19 protein-coding genes are annotated in these 19,241 nt (G+C 48.0%); 14 read left to right on the forward strand and 5 right to left on the reverse strand.

What is annotated here, in order from left to right:
• Positions 1-81: 81 nt before the first annotated feature.
• Genes B5D40_RS05120 through B5D40_RS05130 form a run of 3 tightly spaced genes read left to right on the forward strand, consistent with a single transcriptional unit; the run spans position 82 to position 3,731 of the window.
• The gene (locus B5D40_RS05120; protein ID WP_078776038.1) at positions 82-1,242 is read left to right on the forward strand and encodes a restriction endonuclease subunit S; all 1,161 of its coding nucleotides are present in this window, start codon (positions 82-84) and stop codon (positions 1,240-1,242) included.
• Position 1,243: 1 nt separating this feature from the next.
• Complete coding sequence (locus tag B5D40_RS05125) at positions 1,244-2,464, forward strand: LPO_1073/Vpar_1526 family protein (RefSeq protein ID WP_143394557.1); 1,221 nt, start codon at positions 1,244-1,246, stop codon at positions 2,462-2,464.
• A 10-nt stretch (positions 2,465-2,474) separates the two neighbouring features.
• A complete protein-coding gene (locus B5D40_RS05130) occupies positions 2,475-3,731 on the forward strand; it encodes a hypothetical protein (protein ID WP_078776040.1) in 1,257 nt (418 codons plus the stop codon).
• Positions 3,732-3,844: 113 nt separating this feature from the next.
• Here the strand turns inward: B5D40_RS05130 and B5D40_RS05135 are convergent, their stop codons facing one another.
• From B5D40_RS05135 to B5D40_RS05155, 5 genes are all read right to left on the reverse strand, one after another.
• A complete protein-coding gene (locus B5D40_RS05135) occupies positions 3,845-4,234 on the reverse strand; it encodes a GtrA family protein (protein WP_078776041.1) in 390 nt (129 codons plus the stop codon).
• A gap of 8 nt (positions 4,235-4,242) precedes the next feature.
• Positions 4,243-5,493, reverse strand: a complete 1,251-nt coding sequence (locus B5D40_RS05140; protein ID WP_078776042.1) for an amidohydrolase — start codon at positions 5,491-5,493, stop codon at positions 4,243-4,245.
• Position 5,494: 1 nt separating this feature from the next.
• Positions 5,495-6,145: a M50 family metallopeptidase gene (locus B5D40_RS05145; protein WP_078776043.1), complete on the reverse strand. Its 651-nt coding sequence runs from the start codon at positions 6,143-6,145 to the stop codon at positions 5,495-5,497.
• The gene (locus B5D40_RS05150) at positions 6,145-6,354 is read right to left on the reverse strand and encodes a hypothetical protein (protein WP_078776044.1); all 210 of its coding nucleotides are present in this window, start codon (positions 6,352-6,354) and stop codon (positions 6,145-6,147) included. The genes B5D40_RS05145 and B5D40_RS05150 overlap by 1 nt, the downstream gene beginning before the upstream one ends.
• Positions 6,355-7,529: 1,175 nt before the next feature.
• Positions 7,530-8,471: a histidine phosphatase family protein gene (locus B5D40_RS05155; RefSeq protein ID WP_078776045.1), complete on the reverse strand. Its 942-nt coding sequence runs from the start codon at positions 8,469-8,471 to the stop codon at positions 7,530-7,532.
• Positions 8,472-8,641: 170 nt separating this feature from the next.
• Between B5D40_RS05155 and B5D40_RS05160 the strand changes: the two genes are divergently transcribed.
• The 11 genes from B5D40_RS05160 (at position 8,642) to B5D40_RS05210 (ending at position 19,193) form a co-directional block, all read left to right on the forward strand.
• Positions 8,642-11,101, forward strand: coding sequence for a U32 family peptidase (locus tag B5D40_RS05160; protein WP_078776062.1), 2,460 nt, complete (start codon positions 8,642-8,644; stop codon positions 11,099-11,101).
• Between the two features lie 169 nt (positions 11,102-11,270).
• Complete coding sequence (gene rpsP, locus B5D40_RS05165) at positions 11,271-11,678, forward strand: 30S ribosomal protein S16 (RefSeq protein ID WP_078776046.1); 408 nt, start codon at positions 11,271-11,273, stop codon at positions 11,676-11,678.
• Between the two features lie 62 nt (positions 11,679-11,740).
• Positions 11,741-12,283, forward strand: a complete 543-nt coding sequence (rimM, locus tag B5D40_RS05170) for a ribosome maturation factor RimM (RefSeq protein WP_143394556.1) — start codon at positions 11,741-11,743, stop codon at positions 12,281-12,283.
• The gene (gene trmD, locus B5D40_RS05175) at positions 12,280-12,984 is read left to right on the forward strand and encodes a tRNA (guanosine(37)-N1)-methyltransferase TrmD (protein ID WP_073302294.1); all 705 of its coding nucleotides are present in this window, start codon (positions 12,280-12,282) and stop codon (positions 12,982-12,984) included. The genes rimM and trmD overlap by 4 nt, the downstream gene beginning before the upstream one ends.
• Positions 12,985-12,999: 15 nt before the next feature.
• Entirely contained in the window at positions 13,000-13,359 is a 360-nt protein-coding gene (gene rplS, locus B5D40_RS05180) for a 50S ribosomal protein L19 (RefSeq protein WP_073302292.1), read from the forward strand.
• An 18-nt stretch (positions 13,360-13,377) separates the two neighbouring features.
• Complete coding sequence (locus B5D40_RS05185; protein WP_158222214.1) at positions 13,378-14,295, forward strand: Crp/Fnr family transcriptional regulator; 918 nt, start codon at positions 13,378-13,380, stop codon at positions 14,293-14,295.
• Positions 14,292-15,254, forward strand: a complete 963-nt coding sequence (locus B5D40_RS05190; RefSeq protein WP_078776049.1) for a cyclic nucleotide-binding domain-containing protein — start codon at positions 14,292-14,294, stop codon at positions 15,252-15,254. The genes B5D40_RS05185 and B5D40_RS05190 overlap by 4 nt, the downstream gene beginning before the upstream one ends.
• 348 nt (positions 15,255-15,602) lie before the next feature.
• Positions 15,603-15,971: a preprotein translocase subunit YajC gene (yajC, locus tag B5D40_RS05195; RefSeq protein WP_073302286.1), complete on the forward strand. Its 369-nt coding sequence runs from the start codon at positions 15,603-15,605 to the stop codon at positions 15,969-15,971.
• Positions 15,972-15,973: 2 nt separating this feature from the next.
• The gene (def, locus tag B5D40_RS05200) at positions 15,974-16,516 is read left to right on the forward strand and encodes a peptide deformylase (protein WP_078776051.1); all 543 of its coding nucleotides are present in this window, start codon (positions 15,974-15,976) and stop codon (positions 16,514-16,516) included.
• The gene (locus B5D40_RS05205; protein WP_078776052.1) at positions 16,513-17,919 is read left to right on the forward strand and encodes a SpoIID/LytB domain-containing protein; all 1,407 of its coding nucleotides are present in this window, start codon (positions 16,513-16,515) and stop codon (positions 17,917-17,919) included. The genes def and B5D40_RS05205 overlap by 4 nt, the downstream gene beginning before the upstream one ends.
• Positions 17,898-19,193 carry a tRNA (N(6)-L-threonylcarbamoyladenosine(37)-C(2))-methylthiotransferase gene (locus B5D40_RS05210; RefSeq protein ID WP_078776053.1) on the forward strand — a complete coding sequence of 432 codons (1,296 nt, stop codon included), beginning with the start codon at positions 17,898-17,900 and terminating at the stop codon, positions 19,191-19,193. The genes B5D40_RS05205 and B5D40_RS05210 overlap by 22 nt, the downstream gene beginning before the upstream one ends.
• The last annotated feature ends 48 nt before the right edge of the window (positions 19,194-19,241 follow it).

Genomic DNA, 19,241 nt, shown 5'->3' on the forward strand with positions numbered 1-19,241 from the left:
AATGCAGGCATTTCTGCTGCTCTCGGCTCCCACGTCATTGCGAGGGCGAAGCCCGTGGCAATCCAAGGAGGATGTTTTCTGATGGCTTGGCAGAAAGTGAAATTAGGCGATATTGCAATTGTTACATCGAGCAAAAGATTTCATTTGTCAGAAAGAAGTGATTCTGGTGTTCCCTTTTATTGTTCAAAGCAGATTATTCAAAAAGTCAGAGGGGAACTTGTCTCGGACTACGACTATATTCGTGAAGAATTTTACGAAAACGTAAAGAAGCAATATGGAGTTCCAGAACCAGGTGATTTGTTGATAACCACACGTGGCTCATATGGAGTTCCTTATATTTATAAAGACAACGATAAATTTTACTTTGCAGATGGAAATTTGACATGGTTGAAGGATTTCAAAGAAGACATTGATGTTAGATTTCTTTATTATTGGATTTGTTCATATGAAGGTCAAAAGAAAATAGATGCTATAGCAAAGGGGACCGCTCAAAAAGCCGTAACGATAGATGGTATAAAAAATTTAGAGATTTCTGTTCCGTCTTTTAAAACGCAAAAACGCATTGCCGACATCCTTTCCGCCTACGACGACCTGATTGAAAACAACCAGAAGCAAATAAAACTCCTCGAAGAAGCCGCCCAACGCCTCTACAAACAATGGTTCATCGACCTCCGCTACCCCGGCCACGAAACCACCAAAATCGTAGATGGATTACCCAAAGGATGGAGAAAAGGAATTGTCGGTGAAATTGCTGAATTCAAACGAGGAAAAGTTATTACGAAGGCACAAGTCGCCGAAGGAAATGTCCCTGTTGTAGCTGGAGGATTAGAACCCGCATATTACCATAATACGGCTAATACAACTGCCCCCGTTATTACAGTAAGTGGCTCTGGAGCGAATGCAGGTTTTGCTCAACTCTACAATGAAAATGTCTTTGCTTCGGACTGCTCTTTCGCTGACATAAATACAACCCCGTATGTGTATTTTGTCTATTGCCTTTTAAAAGACAAGAAAACTGAACTTGACTCCCTTCAAAAGGGTGCTGCGCAACCCCATGTCTATGCAAAGGATATCAATGCCCTTGCAACATTGATTCCGCCTGAAGAGATGTTGAAACTTTATACAAAGTATGCATCTCCATATTTTGAAAAAATCAAGGCCTTAAAGGAACAAATTAAGAATTTAACCCAATCCCGCGATCGTTTACTACCTAAACTCATGAATGGGGAATTGGATGTATAACATGGAAAACGAAATACTAAAAGAAATAATAAAATGGATTGTCAATAATAAGGAATGGCTTTTTTCAGGATTAGGAATCATTATATTGGGGGGAGTCGTAAAAAAATTCTTTTTCAAAAATGAACCAACGTTGATTCATAAACAAAATGTGTCGGAAAATGGAATGGCCGTTCAAGCCGGCAGAGATGTAATTATAGGCATAGATGAAAAAAGAGCTAGAGAAATTAATGCCGAATCGCTAGCCATTGCAAAAAAGGATTTCTCGTATGAAGCAGAGCAAAAAGTAGCGGATCGAGTACAAAAACTTGAAGATCGGGTAATGCCACGGTTATATCGTATTGAGGGGGCTTTACAAAATTTTGCAGACCCCTCGTTTCAAGTTTTCTTGACAAAAGCGAATAAAGCTGCTGCATGCACGGATCGAGAGTCTGATTATGATTTATTATCAGAATTACTAATTCACCGAATAGAAAAGAAGGATTCAAGGAAAGATCAAATTGGATTAAATAAAGCCGTTGAAATTGTTGACCAAATAACGGATGAAGCATTGAGCGGATTGACTATATTCTTTGCGGTATCACAGTATAGTCCTGTGGCTGGCTTCCTAGATCAGGGACTTTCAATATTGGATAATCTATATAACAAATTGCCACTAACGAATTTACCTGTTAGCAAGGATTGGTTAGAAGAACTTGATGTGTTGGATGCCGTTCGAGTATCTTCCATGGGAACATTAAAAAAGTTAGAGCAATATTGGTCTGAAAAATTTACGGGATTTGTGACTGCCGGGATAAAGAAGAATGGAGATAAATGGAATGACATCTCAAATATGTTAAACAATTGTGGCTTATCAGCAAATTTTTTAATCACCAATACATTATTGGATGATTATGTTTTGATTCCTGTAGTTGATGAAAATGCCATAGATTCTTTTGTGCAAACAAGAATTGTCGTTCCTGAAGGGAGGATGGACTTTTGTCCATTTTCCGACGAACAAAAACAAGTCCTGCATCAAATCTTTTCAATGTATGATAAGTCACCAGATTTGTTGAATAAAGTGAAAAATGCTTTTGTAGAAAAACTTGATTCTTTTGAAGCCATCAAAACAGTGAGACTTTGGTGGAATTCGATCCCTCATGCAATCACAGTTACCGCTGTTGGCCGTGTGTTAGCCCATGCGAACGCCAAAAGATGCGACCCGTCAATACCGAATTTGAATTAAAGGAGAATATATGGATGCAAAAACAAAAAAGATTGAGCAACAGTTTGAAAAAATAATTGTTGAGTATATACTTCCTTTATTTCCTGGGGCAGAAATAGCTGAAAAGAATGAAGTAAAAGCTCCACCCAAAGGACAAAAACATTGTTCTATTCTTCAAGGAAATACTTTTTTGGCCATAAGAAAGGAGTTATCTTCTTTCCCAATTATCATTAAGCGGCATCAACCCTTTACCGGTGAAGATTCTGGAATTGTAGAATCATTTGTAGCAATGATATGTAAATTTCAAAAGTCGGAAAAAATAGGAATACTGTATCAAGATGTGATTGCTAAAAGATGTTTGGAAATGAGCATCTTTAATACCTTGTCTCAAGGCTATCCGAAAGTCTTGTTTTATGTAACGAACATTCTTTATTATTGGCAAAATAGAACATATGAAGGAAATAAAGTTGCTCTGTCTATAAAAATTAAAAATGCAACTCTAAATTGTAATGATGGGAAAAAACTTGTAGAGAAAGAAAAACTTTATGAGCAGGATTTTTTTGCTTCCATAACTAATGGAATAAGCGACTGTATTGAAATAGATGAAAATCTTGATATAATTGGATATAAAGAACTAAAAAAATCATCTAATGTCAATGCTTACGCACCTATTAAATTTATAGACTTTTGCGATTCATCGCGAGACTCCATTATACTAGCACTGACTAGAGCGAATGAAATACTTTGTTTCTCTAAAGGTGCTTTAAAATTGGCCAAACGAGGTAATCTTTGGACTCTTTATCAACACGATGCTGCAATAAAGCAATTAGCTGGTGGAAAGAAAAATTTAATTCCTATAAAAATACGAACTGCTTTGTATCAGACAGCCCTTGATGTCAGTTTTTCGAAAACTGGAGGATTGCTGGTATGCATTGATAAGAAAAAGTTAAGTGACGCATCTGTAACAGAAGTATTCAAAGATGATGATTTGCGAACATCAACAAAAGAACGTAATGAAGTTTTTAAAAGTATTGTTGCTAATCAAAAATTTCAGGATTTGCCAAGAACATTACGAGCAGAATTAGCCGCAATCGATGGTTCACTTATTATTGATACTGATGGAAACGTTTTGGCAATAGGTGCGATTGTTAAACTGAATGGCGGAAGTTCTTCTGGCGGGCGAAAAGCAGCAACATTGGTGCTTTCCCATTTTGGCCTTGCAATTAAAATCTCAAATGATTCATATATAGAAGGCTATATGGATGAAAACCTTCTATGCAAAATTTAACAACTTGTTGGGAGAGAATTTTCTATGTCGCCTAGGTCGGACTAATTCAACTAAGAAATCAATTTTTCTGTTGGAAAAAGTGAACCACTTTACTCGCTAACCTTAGCGAGAAACTACTTCGCTTTAAAAACCCAAAAGCGATACAATATATAGCTGACCACGATATAAGCCAAATTCGCCAAAACATTGGCGGCATAGCCCGCGCTAAAATGATTTCCCACTGCCGGCACCGCTTCTTTCAGCGATTCCAGAACAAATAAATTCACCAGATAGGCACACAAAAAGACGACGGCAAATCGAAGCATTTCTCTGGATTTTCGATTTTTGCTTTTAAAATTCCACGAGCGATTCATGATATAAGAATTGATACCGCCCGCGACAAAACCCAAAAAATTGGAAAGTTCCAAATTCCAATGGAAACATTCATACAAAATCCAAACGACAACAAAAGTAATCGCCGTATTGACGATTCCAATGAGATTATAACGAATAAAATGCCGCATATTTTCGCCTAGGAACGCGAGGAAAAACGATTGCGGAAATCGCGTTCGATTTCTTCCGAATCCGAGATTTCACGATGGCGCATCAGCAATTCCCCGTCACAAATAACGGTGTCGATGACCGAGGAATTTGCCGCATAAACCCAATTGGAAACGACATCTCCCGTCGCAAAACACGGCGCATCCAAATTCAGCAAAAGCGCATCGGCGAGTTTTCCTTCGGCGATAACGCCGGCATTCAGTCCAAAGGCTTCTGCACCATTCCGCGTGGCCATTTTCAAAGTTTCCGTCGCCGAAAGAACCGTCGGATCGCCCGAAGTCATTTTAGCGAGCAGCGATGCGAATTTCATTTCTTCCCGCATATCCAAATTGTTGTTCGACGCTGCACCGTCCGTCCCCAACGCGACGCGAATACCGTGTTCCAAAAAGCGTTTCATTTGAAATGTTCCGCTGGAAAGTTTCATATTGGAGCAAGGATTGTGCGCACAAGTCGCTTTGCGTTTTGAAAGGATTTGCAAGTCTTTTTCCGAAACGTGAACCAGATGCGCCGCCACCGTCCGCTCCGAAATCAATCCCAAGGAATCCAGATATTCCACCGGAGAAAGTCCGTTTGTCGGCGTAACGCTGCGATTTTCTTCGCCAACCGTTTCGGCGACGTGAATGTGAAGCGGCAAATGGAAACGCTCCGAGTACTCCGCGCAGCGTTTCAGGGATTCTGCGGAATTCGTATAGATGGCATGGGGCGCCACCGCAAGGCGGATCCTGTCCGAATACGCCGAGATGTTTTCTTCGATAAAACGGAAATTTTCATCGGAATCCTTTTTGAGAACGTCGGCAAAAGTCACGCCGATGCAAGCCCGAACGCCCATTTCGCGCGCCGCCCGAGCCGTTTCCGTCCGATGCCAATACATATCGGCAAAGAACACCGTACCCGAACGGATCATTTCCAAAATGGCAAAGCGAGAGGCGACATAGACGTCTTCGGCAGAAAGCTTCGCCTCCCGCGGCCAGATATACTTTTCCAACCAGACCTGAAGAGGAACGTCGTCGGAAAGTCCGCGGCAAAAAGTCATTGCCGCATGGGTGTGCGTATTGTAAAAAGCGGGAACGATTGCCCGATGCGAACCGTCGATTACCTGCAAACCCGGCATTTTTTCTGGAAGGGTTCTCGCCGGAGCGATTGTTTTAAATAATTTATTCTCAATCAGAACATCGCAAGAATTCCCATCGAGAAGTACCGATTGTATCAGAATCTGACCCATTTTAATTTACCGCCAAAAGAGTCCATCGTTTGATTGTTTCAAAGCCGGAGACGCACCAAGATTGCACAGAAGAAAATCCCCCGGAGCAAAGCTTCACCGTCAGAGGAATCCAAAAAATGTTTGAAAATAAAATCGCCGAATAGGAAAACGCATAGCCGTAAAGCTGCAAATCCGTTTGATACGGTCGTGCCGTCCGCAAGACGACCACCAGATGAAATGCCAAAAAGAAGCCGACAAAAACACGAGCCACAAGACGGGCTTCTGGAATCAAAATCAGCGAAAGTAGAGAACAGGTAAAAGCAAAGAGCGGAAACGAATAAGGGGAAAGCGCTATGACGGGATTCAAAACGCCTTCAAAAGTGACAAGTCCCCCTTTTTGAGCGTGAGCGGAGAAAGATTCCACTTTATGAAAGCAAAGTACGGCAAAAAACGTATGGTTTAATTCGTGATAAAAGGTTTCCGCAAATTCCAGCGTTCGCCCTAAAAACAAAAAAAGAATCCGGAGTGCGACATAGAGTGCCACACCGATTCCTTCAAAATAATACAGCGAGTAATTTATTTTCGAGGAAACATCATGCCACAAGGCGCAGCCGAACGCCGCCGTCAGCAAAAGAAATAACGCCGAAGAACTGTAAAGAATCAACGTCCGCATCAGGGATTCATATCCAGCGAATCCAATTCCTTTTTCAGCATTTCATCGACGGCTTTCAGACTGTCCATTTCGGCATTCACCTTGTCTATTTGCGTTTGAATTTGCTGCAATTCATTTTGTTTGCGAACGATTTCCTTTTCCGCTTCTTTGTCGGAGCAAGCGGACAAGCAAAGCAAGCCCGCAAGAACGAATAAAATTTTACGCATCATCAAATCCTCGTCCAAAAAATTTAAACAATTCTGCGCAGAAAGTAACCGGAGGTCTATGCTCAATGAGGAGAAGCGCGCTTTGCTCGCAATGACGGGATGGCTGCAAAGATTGCTATGTCGTGGGGAGGGATTGTGTACGGGACAGCCTGATCGCTTGCGTTCCTTGTGCAGGCTGTTGTTTTTACGTCATTGCGAGCCTGCCTAGGAGAAAATCAGCCGTATTTGAAAGCGACAGTCACCCCGAACCCCAAAGGGGTTATACGACACTTGTCAATTTATTGACTTAGTGGAGTTATCCTCTATGTGGATATACGACACTTGGTAACTTTGTTACCTTAGTGGAGTTATACTCTATGTGGATATACGACACTTGGTAACTTTGTTACCTTAGTGGAGTTATACTCGAAGTGTAGAAGCAATCCTTTTTTTGCAGACAGGATTGCCACGGTGCTATCGCGCCTCGCAATGACGTACCGCTGGCTTGGATTGCCACGGTGCTATCGCGCCTCGCAATGACGTACCGCTGGCTTGGATTGGAAACTAGGAATCTCTGATTTCATAGTTGAAGTATCCCTGCAAGGGACAATTCGTCTAAAGAAACAAGTTCCCAAGACTCATGGGGCTTTGCTCGCAATGACGGGAAACCCGCACAGATTGCCACGACGCTATCGCGCCTCGCAATGACGTACCGCTGGCTTGGATTGGAAACTAGGAATCTCTGATTCCGTAGTTGAAGTATCTCTGGAAGAGACAATTCGTCTAAGGGAACAAGTTCCCAAGACTCATGGGCAGGCGAGTACCTCGCGGCCCGCGAGAAGAAATTCACCTTGTGAAAGAGAGTTCCAGTTTGAAAAAAAATTCCCCCTTTGAAAAAAATGCTTGTGAAAGTTTAGCGTAGGATTGTACATAATTCCCATATTTTTGCCGCCCCAAAAGCGCACTCTTCATTTCTCCGCTTTTTCCATTCATCCAGCGGGGCGATAAATGTGGGTGATTTTTGCGTGAGGGATAGTGACCCGAACGGGCGGAGACGCGAAGGAGCGGCTCCGTTGCACTTGGCGATATCCCGTGCGCATTTATTTTTCCGATTTGTCGCTTAGTGCAATATAGCCCGACCCGGCGGAAATTCACGTTCCGCATTGTTTCTAGCCGGGGCACGCCCAAAAATTTGCGCTTTATTTTGAAGAATTCGCCGTCATGTAGCCGACATCCATTCCGCGAACCGGATAGAGGGAAATGCCGTTTTCGCTTTGCACAATCGCGACTCCCGAAAGATAATTCGCCCAACGTCCGCTTTCATAAAATCGCAAGTCGATTTGCCGATTCGTCGCATAGACCAGCAAGGGTTCCAAAAGCACGTCGTGAGAAACCAAGACGCTGACGCGTTTCCAATCGGGAATGTTCGGGACGATATTTTCCTGAACAAATTGCGCGCCCCGTTCAAACAAATCGTAAAAATGCGCATTGACAAGCGACGCCAAATTTTCGTTCATTTTCGGATCCGCATACGCCCAGCGGGAAATGATTTTCCAGGTCCCGCCGCGATTTTTGGCAAACTTGTCCAAGCTGTCCGAAGAAACTTTCAAAAAATAACCGCCGTCGATGCCTTCCCAAGTCTGCGCTTCTGCATCCGATTCGCCACGGCCCAAAGCGATTTGCCGGCAGGTTTCGCGGGTCCGCACAAAATCGGTCGATGCGTAGAAAAAACTTTCCGATTCGCCGACGAGTTTTTCTCCTAAAGAGCGAGCCGCCGCTTTGCCATTTTCCGTCAAATCCGAAAGTCGCCCAAGGCTGTCTTCCCGCTCCGCATGGCGAATGACGAAAACGATTTTGCTCGTTGCCGGGGTAGCCTTGTAAATTTCTTCCATCGCATAAAATCCATCAGCATCGGGAACTATCGGCAAAGCATCCGGCGACGAGGCGGAACTCCATTCGCCTTCCGATTCCGAAGAAGCGGGAATTTCTGCCGACGAACTTTCCAATACAAACGAGGATGAAGAAAAATCCGATGTCTGCGACGAAGAGAACGGCAAATTTTCATCCGAAGCCGAACTGGAAGAATCTCCGCACGCAGCTAAAAACACAAAAGGAAAAATCAAAATTCCGATTTTACGCATAAGTTTCCTTTGACGTTAAAGAACATTGGCAATATAAATTCATTCGGCACGGGCGTTCTGTTGGCAAAGTCGAAAACAAGCCGCCAAACTCCCGCCATATATCGCTCCGATTTTTGAAAATGAATTTTGCAAAGTCGCCAGTCGTCAAATTTTTCTACTTTCCTTTGCAAATGCGAAATTCTCCAAAATTCGAACTGATGCTCCCCGTAGGCGACAAGGATATGTTTTACGCCGCTGTGAAAAATGGGGCGAACGCCGTCTATCTGGGGGCTCCTCGCTGGAACGCCCGCGGACGTTCTCTGGATTTTTCGTTCGATGATTTGCGGGAAATGATTCGCTATGCGCGCATTCGCCGTGTCCGCACCTTCCTCGCCATGAACATCCTCGTCTTCGAAGACGAAATTGACGCGCTGACAGAGTACATCGAAAATCTCGCCGCTCTGGAACCCGACGCCATCATCATTCAGGATGTCGGATTGATGCGGCTTTTTCAATCCATCGCCCCCGAAATGGAAATCCACGCTTCCACGCAAATGACCATCGCCTCTGCCGAAGGGGTCGAAATGGCAAAGCGACTGGGTTGTACAAGGGCGGTTCTCGCTCGGGAACTCTCCCTGGAAGACATTCGGAAAATCGCCGGACGCACATCTTTGGAACTGGAGGTTTTTGTACACGGCGCACTCTGCGTTTCCTTTAGCGGGCAATGCCTGACCAGTGAAAATATCGGTGGACGTTCCGCCAATCGCGGGCAATGCGCTCAAAGTTGCAGACTCCCCTATCAAATGATTGTCGATGGGAAAAAGCAAAATTCATACGGGAAAAATTACCTGTTCAGTCCCAGAGACCTTTCCGCTCTCGACGACATGGACGAGCTAAAATCCATCGGCATCAAGGCTTTTAAAGTGGAAGGGCGACTGAAAAGCCCGGAATACGTAGCTGCTGTCACTCGGGCTTTCCGAGAAAAAATCGACGGCGGCAACGTCCGCCCGGAGCTGCGTGAACCGTTGGAAGTCCTATTTTCCCGCGGGCTCGGCCCCGGCTGGCTCCACGGCGTAGATCAGCAAAATCTGGTCAATGGTTTTTTTTCAAATCATCACGGGCAATTCCTTGGCAACGTGAAACGCGTCGATCACAAACACGTTTTCGTGGAAGGCAACCACCATCTTGAAGCGGGCGACGGCATTCTTTTTGAAAATCCGGGAGAAGAAAATTCCGTTGGCGGACGCCTGTTCGCCCATCAATCCGTAAACGGCAGCACCCGAATGGAATTCGGCAACGCTTTTGATTTGCGCCGCATTCAAACAGGGATGAGCGCCTTCCGCAACGACTCGCCCGCTATCGAAAAAAGGCTGGGCAAGACTTTTGCAAATCGGGAAAACGAACGGCAATTCCCCATCCGGATTCGTCTTTGCGGCCAATTCGGGAAGCCTCTGACCCTGGAACTCCAAGACGACGAAGGCAACACTGCGCAAGCGCAATCCGAAGGTCTTCTTGAAAGAGCCCAAAACCCGCGGGACAACGTCGAAGCACTGCAAAAGGAACTTTCGGCATTGAGCGGCACCGCCTACTTTGCAGAGAGCATCCGTATCGAAATCCCCAGCGACGCCTTTATACTCAACAAGGAAATTCGGTACCTGCGAAAAGAAGCCGTCGAAGCGCTTGACCGTAAACGCCTTCACAGCCAGCCGCCCAAAGCCTCTGCCGACGACGGAAAATCCTTACTTTCTCACGCCCGCCGTGCGCACCAATCCGCCCCCCAAAGCAGAGCGCAAATCACCGTTCTCATCCGACGTCCGCAACAGCTCCACGATTTGGCGGGCAAAGACATCGACCGCGTCATTCTCGATCTGGATTGGGGAGTGGACTGTCAAAAGCCCATGGAACTCGCCCGCTCTTTCGGATTCCAAGTGGGAATCGCCACCATCCGGGTACTCAAAGAAGGCGAAACGCGAAACTTAAAAAAAATCGTAGAGTTCAAGCCGGACTTTATCCTTGTCCGCAATCCAGGCGCACTACTCTACCTGCAATCTTCCGGAATACCGCTGGAAGGCGATTACAGCTTGAACATTTCCAACGTCCTTTCGGCGGAGTGGTTTTTGGAACAAGGGCTGCGCTCCCTGCACCCGTCCCTGGATTTAAATGCGAAGGGAACCGAGCGGCTGCTCGAAAACTTCGGCGGTTCCCATTTTGAACTTTCGGTTTTTCTCCACTTGCCCGCTTTCTATATGGAGCATTGCCTTTACGCCGCCCATCTGACGGAAGCGATTCGCTTTCCCTATTGTAAACAGGCCTGCGCCAAGCACCACATCGACATCGTGGATCACAAGGGGGCCCGCCATTCCCTCGTTCCCGACGCGGAATGCCGCAATACGCTCTATTTGGAACAGCCGCAATCCGCCCTAAATCTGGTCTCCCTATTTGCCAAACGGGGAGTCTATCGATTTCGGTTGGAAATACTCGAAGAAAGCTCCTCCGAAACCGCAGACAAGATCCGCCTTTATACAGAAGCCATCCGGGGAAGGCTTCCCTTCGATACCGCCGCAAAACTCATCGACGCCGAAGAAAAATACGGAGTCGCCCAAGGGCAGCTTTTTCACACCGACGTATGGCAAAACCGAAAAAAAGCGTAAGTTTTTATTTTCCGGCACCTCTATTTAGAGAGAATCTTCATTTAAAATCTTTGTTTTTGCGCCAAAATCGGCATTTTTTGACTTTTTTAAATTAATTTGTGTTCAAACGACGGATTTTTCAAAATTCTTTCTATATTTGCGGGCGTTAATCAAACAAGAGGTATCTTCAATGTCCACAGTTATCCGTCTCGCTCGTTTTGGCAAGCGTCACCACTCTGTTTATCGCGCCGTCGTCATCGACAACCGCAAAGCGCGCAACGACAGTTTTATCGAACAGGTCGGCTTCTACGATCCGAACCTCAAGCAGCCCAACATCTCTTTCGATCAGGAAAAAGTTTTGAAGTGGCTCAAGACCGGTGCGCAACCGTCTGACACCGTCCGTTCCCTTCTGAAGAAAGTCGGCATTCTCGATCTCTTCCACGAAATCAGGGCAGGCCGTTCCATTGAAGGCAAGACCGCGACTCCTCGTCCGGACAAGCAGAAAAAAGCCAAGCTCGGTCCTAAGGCAAAAGCCCGTATCGAAGCGGAAAAGGCCGCCAAGGAAGCTCCTCAAGCCGAAGAAGCTCCGCAGGCTTAATTTTTTCAACTTCAAGGCAGAACCCTGTGCCGCAATTCGCACGGGGTTTTCTTTTGAAGAATATGGCAAACGTTATCGACAACAAAGATTTGGTCGTCATCGGACACTTGATGCGCCCCCACGGATTCAAGGGCGAAATCAAATGCGCTCCACAAACGCACGACCTGCAACGCTGCAAACGGTTGGCAACGGTTTATGCGCTTGCCCCCAAAGCGGTTCTCCCTATTGAAGTCGAAAACGTGCGGTTGGCCGGAAACATCTGGATTTTCAAATTCAAAGGCTACGATTCTTCGGAATCCCTGAAAGAACTTGTCAATGCAGACATCGGCGTCCCGATGAGCGAACGCATTCCCGCGCCCGCCGGCCAGTATTATTTTTCGGATCTGGAAGGTTTCTCCATTATCGGAGACGCCGGTCAGGAAATCGGAAAAGTCCTTTCGGTGGAATCCCTCCCCAGCGTAAACGCCTTTCGTTTTACATATAAAGGAAGCGAAATCCTCGCCCCATGGATTAACGAATGCGTCCGCGAAATCGATGAAAACGGCAAGAAAATCCGCATTTCGGAAGAATTCCTTGCCAAGCTTTTCGACATGAGGGTGAAATGAAAATCGACTGCATCACCATTTTCCCCGAAATGTTCTCCCCGCTGGAGCACTCCATTGTCGGCAGGGCGCAAAAGAACGGACTGTTCTCGTTTCATCCGATATACCTTCGGGACTTCGCCATCAACGACTACGGTCAAGTGGACGATTCTCCCTACGGAGGCGAACCGGGCATGGTGCTCCGACCAGAACCGCTGGCTGCAGCCATCCGAAGCACTCGGGTCAAAGAAGATGGCGGCAAAGTCATCTACCTGACGGCGGACGGAGTCCCCTTTACGCATCAGATGGCAGCGGCTCTTTCTCAAGAAGAACACCTGACGCTGGTTTGCGGGCATTACAAGGGAATCGATGAGCGCATCCGCGAAAATTATGTCGATATGGAAATTTCCATCGGCGATTTTGTGGTCAGCGGCGGCGAAATTCCGGCGATGCTCCTTATCGATGCGGTCGTGCGCCTGCTTCCCGGAGCCCTCGGTCACAAGGAATCCGGCGAAACCGACTCCTTCGCGCAAGGTCCCCTGGGCTGGCCCGTCTATACCAGACCCGAAGTTTTTGAAGGCAAATCCGTCCCCGAAGTGCTCCTTTCTGGGCACCACAAGCGGATTTCCGAGTGGAGAAGGGCGAAATCTTTAAAAAGAACGCAAGAAAGACGCCCCGACATCTACGAAAAACTGCAAATAGATACTAAATTTGGCACACAATAACAGAGGTCACATCTTATGTCCCTTAACATTCAAACGATTCAGCAAGAAAACAAGAAAACGGATATTCCGGAACTCCGCGCCGGCGATACCATCACGGTGAACGTGAAAGTTATCGAAGGCACCAAAGAACGCATCCAGCCGTTCAAGGGTGTCATTATCCAGCAGAAGAATACCGGAATCGGCGAAACCGTCACTGTCCGTAAAATGACCGATGGCGTTGCAATCGAACGTATTTTCCCGCTGCACAGCCCGCGTATCGCTTCCCTCGAAGTAAACCGCAAGGGTAAAGTTCGCCAAGCTCGCATCTACTATATGCGCAAGCTTTCTGGCAAGGCTGCCCGTATCGAAGAACGCGTCGAGAAGCAAAACGCTTAATTGCTGCGGCGGTGTCCCGTGAATCCGGGCAATCCCGATACAAAAAAAAACGTTCCGCTTGAGCGGGTTTCCGTCCAAGCGGGTTTTTTGCTTTTTAAAAAAGGGCAAAAGGCAGCCGAGATGCTCTATGTCGAAGAAGGCGAACTCGAAGCTTTCGACAACGAAGACATTTTGTACAACATCCCTCAAGGCTCCCTTATCGGCGTTTCCTCTGTGATGGAAGGGAGCGCTTTTGCTTATTCCGTCCGAGCGGGAAAACCCTCGACCATTATTAAAATCGGTCCAAGTTCCATGGCGCAAGTACTCAAACAGGTTCCGCCCTGGATGCTCGCGACAATCAATTCCCTTTCCCAAAAAGCAAAGCAGCAAAAGGCCGCCGCCCAACAGCCGCTGTTTTCAAGTACGCTGGAAAGCCTTGCCTTGTTCCTCGCCGTCAAAGCCAACGGAAAGCCGCTCGATACAGAGCCGACCCTTCAGGAATATCTCTGGCAGTCCCGCGCCAATGCCGACAAAACGAATCAAGCTTTTAAAGAGCTTATCCGGCGCAAATTCGTCAAGCTGGAAGCGGGAGAAAACGGAGAACAAAACGCCAAAATGCGCCTGGTCAAGCCGAAGCTGTTCCGCATTCTCGTAGAATATCTGCAATCGGAACGCCGAGGGGAAACCTACCCCGCTTACGGACTTTCCAAAAGGGAGCGAGCCTGCCTAGAATTTTTAGGGCTCGAAAATTCCCTTTTTACGCGGACCCGCGACGAATGGATTCAATACTTGAAAATCTCCTGCCCCGACGCCGACATCATTATCGTCATCAAATTTTTGGAACTCGGCATTTTTTCGGAAATTCCGGAATCCCCAAAGCTTTTCCTGGAGACAAGCGTCCTGGATAAATACCTGAACGCCATCCACGGAGAGCACAATATCCGGGGGCTTCTATGAGAAAAAAATTGCAACCGCGAGACATTCTGGTCAAAGAAGGCGATGCGGGAGAGAAGCTCTACATTGTCCTCAAAGGGGAATTGCAAATTCAAAAAAAAGAAGGGACCAAGCTCCAAAACTATGGATTTTGGGGTCCGCGCTCCATCATCGGCGAAGAGGCTCTGTTGAGCAAAATGCCCTACGCATATACGCTCCGCGCAACCGAACCCGTCGAAGTCTTGGAAATCACTCCCGAAAATTTGCAAGAGGCTTTTGACAAGCTCCCCGTCTGGTTTCCTCCGCTGTTGCGTTTTATGGACAGGCATGCGCGAAAATTGGAGCATAACCGGAAAAAACTGGCCAAGATTTACGCCCTGCCCGCGCTCCTGTTTCTGTGCGCAAAATATGCCCAAAAAAGCGAAGACGGCACCTTCCCACTAGCCCCTTTAATCGAAGACCTCGGCGTCATCCATGGACTCGGTCATAACGACGCTTTTGAACTGCTCCGCGCACTCTGCGACCTCGGCACCGCCAAGCTCATTCCAGGCGACCTCACACAAATTCACTTTTACCGCAAAAATCTGCCGTCGCTCCTCTATCGCACTCTTCTCGCTCGAAAAAAGAGCAAAAACATTCCGCGATCCCTGCTTTCGGCAAACGACCAGACGATTCTCACCGTATTCGTGTCGGTCGCCAAAACAAAGGGGCAAGAAAAGCAAGGTACCACGTTTATCCACCAGAAAGATTTTGTCGCCAAATACAAGGAATTATTTCCCGGAGTCAAGCTGACGCACCGCGCTTTTGAAAATCTGGTACAATGCGGCTATCTGTTTTCCGTTCCCGAATTCCTATCGACACCCAATTTCAAGGACATTTCACAATTCTACGCCGACAAAGAAGCGGTCAAGGATTTGCTGGAGCTGAACCGAGTCTATCCCCTTTTGGACAAGAAGCTCCTCGAGTCGATGGAAAGCCAGTAAAGCGGCTCCCACCCGTCCGAAAGTCTGGCGGTGTGCGAAAGAAGTTTATACCAACTCCGACATTCCACTCCCCCTCGGAAAAGCAACGCCAAGCGGCGAGCCGCCGCTTCTCCTAAAAGCGTGGCGTCCACTTCGAGCATCCTTCACACTAAGGAAACAAAGTTTCCCTTTCCCAAAAAAATACCCCTTATGCCAATAGACGGTTCGTGTGAAACATTGTATATAAATCCCGAAAAAACAACCAAGCACCCCGCCATCGGCTTTTCGAAAAGGAATTTTCTGGAAGCGCCTCATCTCGCCCATTATTTTTCTAAATTGAACGCAACATTTTTTTCAAAAGGATTCTCTATGAAATTTTCCGCCTTTTTTGCCCTCGCACTTGCCGTATCCGCTTTTGCACAGGAAGCCGCTCCGGAACAGCAGGGATCTCCCCTTATGGGATTTCTCCCGTTCATCCTGATGTTCGTCGTCATGTATCTCTTTTTCATCATGCCGAAACAAAAGGAAATGAAGAAGCTCGACGCGATGCGCAAGGCTTTGAAAAAGGGCGACCAGGTTCTGACCGCCGCAGGCATTATCGGCACCGTCATGAGCGTGGAAGGCAACATCGTCTCTGTCAAAACCGGCAGCGACACGCGTCTTGATTTTGAACAAAGCGCTATCGTCCGCGTCTTGAACGCCGAAGACAAAAAAGCAGAAACGAAAGCGGCAAAATAAAAATGGCCATATTGGATCTTACCATCTACGGGAATCAGGCTCTGCGCGTCAAGTGCAAACCGGTTTCGCAAGTAACGCCGGAACTCGTCGCTTTGGCGCACGACATGCTCGAAACGATGTACGACGCTGGCGGAGTCGGACTTGCCGCTCCTCAAGTCGCCAAAGACATTCGGCTGGTTGTCATCGACCCGGCCAGACCCGACGAAGACGAAAAGCCCGAACCGCGGATTATTTTCAATCCGGAATGGGGAGAAGAACCCGATTCCGAAAACGTCCCTTACGACGAAGGCTGCCTTTCGGTTCCCGACATTTTCTGCAACGTCTATCGGCCGGGAAAAATCTGGATCCGCTACATGAACGAAAACGGAGAGACCGTCGAAGAACACAACGTCGAAGGCCTCCTTTGCCGCTGTTTCCAGCACGAAACGGATCATCTGGACGGAAAACTTTTCGTCGATATGATTTCGACTGCGGACAGGGAACTCAACCGTTCCAAACTGCGCGACATGGCCAAAAAATCCAAAAAGGCGAACTCTAAAAGATGAATCGTTTTTCGCTGCTCTTCCTTGCGGCTGGACTTGTCAGCTGCGCACCTCTGCCACCGCTTGTTACAGACCCGCCCCAAGAAGCACAGCCCGCGGAAGAAGCTGCCACAGCCACTCCGCAAAACGATTCCTCTACCGCCACCGAAACGGTCGCCGCAAAAACGGCTCACTCCGAAGTCGCCGAAGCAGAAAGCCCGGATTCCCTCTCCAAAGAAAACTTTGAACCAATAGCTCCGGCAAGCAACCCCGAAGCATCCCGGCAAAATTACCCAACTTGGACTCTTCCCGCGGAAGCGCAACGCGATTTTCGAGTAGGCATTCAAGTCGGCGTCTCCAAAGCGGAAATTTCCGGAAGCCATTACACCATCGAACTCCACGGAAAAGGCGAAAAGCTTTCCGATCAATCGGGAACGATCAAAATATCCGCCAGCGGCTCCAAAATCGCCGTCAATTCCGAGAAAGCGGACTCGGTCTGCATCACTCCAGCCGAAAATGCGCACCTGTCCGTGGACGGGCGTGAATACCGAGGAAAAATTCTGGTCATCAACCGATCCAAAAAACTGACCATCATCAACATTCTGCCCATCGAAGATTACCTCAAAGGCGTCGTGCCCAATGAAATCGGCAAACTCGATTCCAGCATGTTCGAAGCGCTCAAAGTGCAAGCCGTCGCCGCCAGAACCTACGCCTACCGCCACTACAATTCCCGCAGTTCTCTCGGCTTTGATGTTTACGCCACCGTGCAGGATCAGGTGTATAACGGCTGCGCAAACGAATCCGCCCTCCCCAGCGCGGCCATCGACTCCACAGCGGGAATCGTCCTCACCTTTGAAAACGAACTGATCGAAGCGTATTACCACTCCACTTGCGGCGGCGCAACGGAAGGCGTGGAAACCTGGGGAATATCCCCCGTCTCCTATTTAAAAAGCCAAATCGACAAGAAAAATGTGGATTCCTCCTGGTGCATTGCCAGCTCCTATTCTTCTTGGAAAAAAGTTTATAGCGAAAAAGAACTCGTCTCCCTATTCCAAAAAAATTTCAAGGACGCACGCGCCAATGGAAAATCGGGATTCAGCAAAATCCAGCAAATCCAAATACGGACCACCCTTCCCGGCGGACGCATCGACACCCTTGAAGTCCTTACCGATAAAGGCATCTTTACCGTCCAAGGCGACAAAATCCGATTCCTTTTTAAAGAAGGTTCCAAAATTCTCCCCTCTTCCCGCTTTACCATCGAAAAGAACGGCAAGGCGTGGGTTCTTGACGGTTCGGGTTTTGGACATGGAATCGGCATGTGCCAGATGGGAGCCCGGGCGCGCGCCAAAGCCGGCCAAAGTTTCCAGGAAATTCTGCAAGCCTACTACCCGGGGACATCTCTCCAATGCGTTCACAGCGAACAGTAGCCATTCTCAGCGAAGGCTGTGCGGCGAACTTTGGGGACGGAGAAAAGATCGGGGAACGCTTCGCCCAAGAGGGATTCGCCGTCCAATTTGAAATGCCCTCCGCACCTCCCGACGCGATAGTCCTGAACGCCTGCACGGTCAAGGGCATCTCCGGGGCGGTCAAGCTCGCCAAAAAAATCCGTTCGACATTTCCGGCACCCGTATGGGTTACGGGCTGCGCCACCGAAGACCTGAAAAGGGAACTCGCCCGCCTTTATCCCGACTTCTGCTTTGGCCCCAAGGATGCGCACAAAAACGAAGACGCCTTCCAGGAATTTCTTTCCAGAGTGGATTCCGCAGCAGGACTCGGCGAAAAGCCGAACGCGACACCTTCCTTGTTCTGCCATGCGGGAATCGGGCTGGTGAATATCGAAGAGGGCTGTCTGGATTCTTGCAGCTACTGCTCGACCCATCTGGTGAAAGGCACGCTGCAAAGCATCCCCGCCGAAAGGATTGTCCGCCGGGTGCAGCGCAAAGTGGAAGACGGCGCCAAGCAGATTTTTTTGACGGGGCAAGACACCAGCTGCTACGGATTCGACCTGAAGACGAACCTAGCTGAACTTTTGCAAAAAATACTCGTCCAAGTCCGGGGAGATTACAAAATCCGGGTCGGTATGGGAAATCCGCGTCACGTGCTGCGCTATCTGGACGCCCTGCAAGAAACTTTTCACGACGACCACCTGTATAAATTTTTACACATTCCCGTTCAAAGCGGAAGCGACCGTATTTTAAAAGCGATGAACCGCCGCCATTCCGTCGCCGAATATTTTCAAATCGCCGACGCTTTCCGCAAGCATTTTCCCGACATGGTTTTGGGAACGGATATCATCGTCGCATTCCCCGGCGAATCGCCCGCCGATTTCCAGGCCAGCGTAGAACTCGTCAAAGCGACCCGTCCATCCATCTGCAATATCACCCGATTTGTTCCGCGCGAAGGCACACGGGCATACCTCTTGCCGAACGACATTCCCCCTAAAGAGCGCAACACCAGGTCCGCGGAGCTTTCCCGCATTTTTCAGCAGATAGCTCTCGAAAACAACCAGAGCCTTATCGGGCAAACGGAAACCGTTGTCGTCGAAAAGCCGGGGCAACGAGTAGGAACGACGATTGCTCGCGACCATGCGTATCGCCCCATCGCGCTGGCCGGGGACTACCCCGTCGGCAAATCGCTAACCGTGAAAATCGTTCGCGCCGAAGCGTTTGCGCTGATAGCGGAACATTGTTATGACAGTTGATTCTCGTCATTGCGAGCGGCAGCCCCACGTCATTGCGAGCGAAGCGCG

This window comes from Fibrobacter intestinalis (assembly GCF_900167415.1).
GTDB lineage: Bacteria > Fibrobacterota > Fibrobacteria > Fibrobacterales > Fibrobacteraceae > Hallerella > Hallerella intestinalis.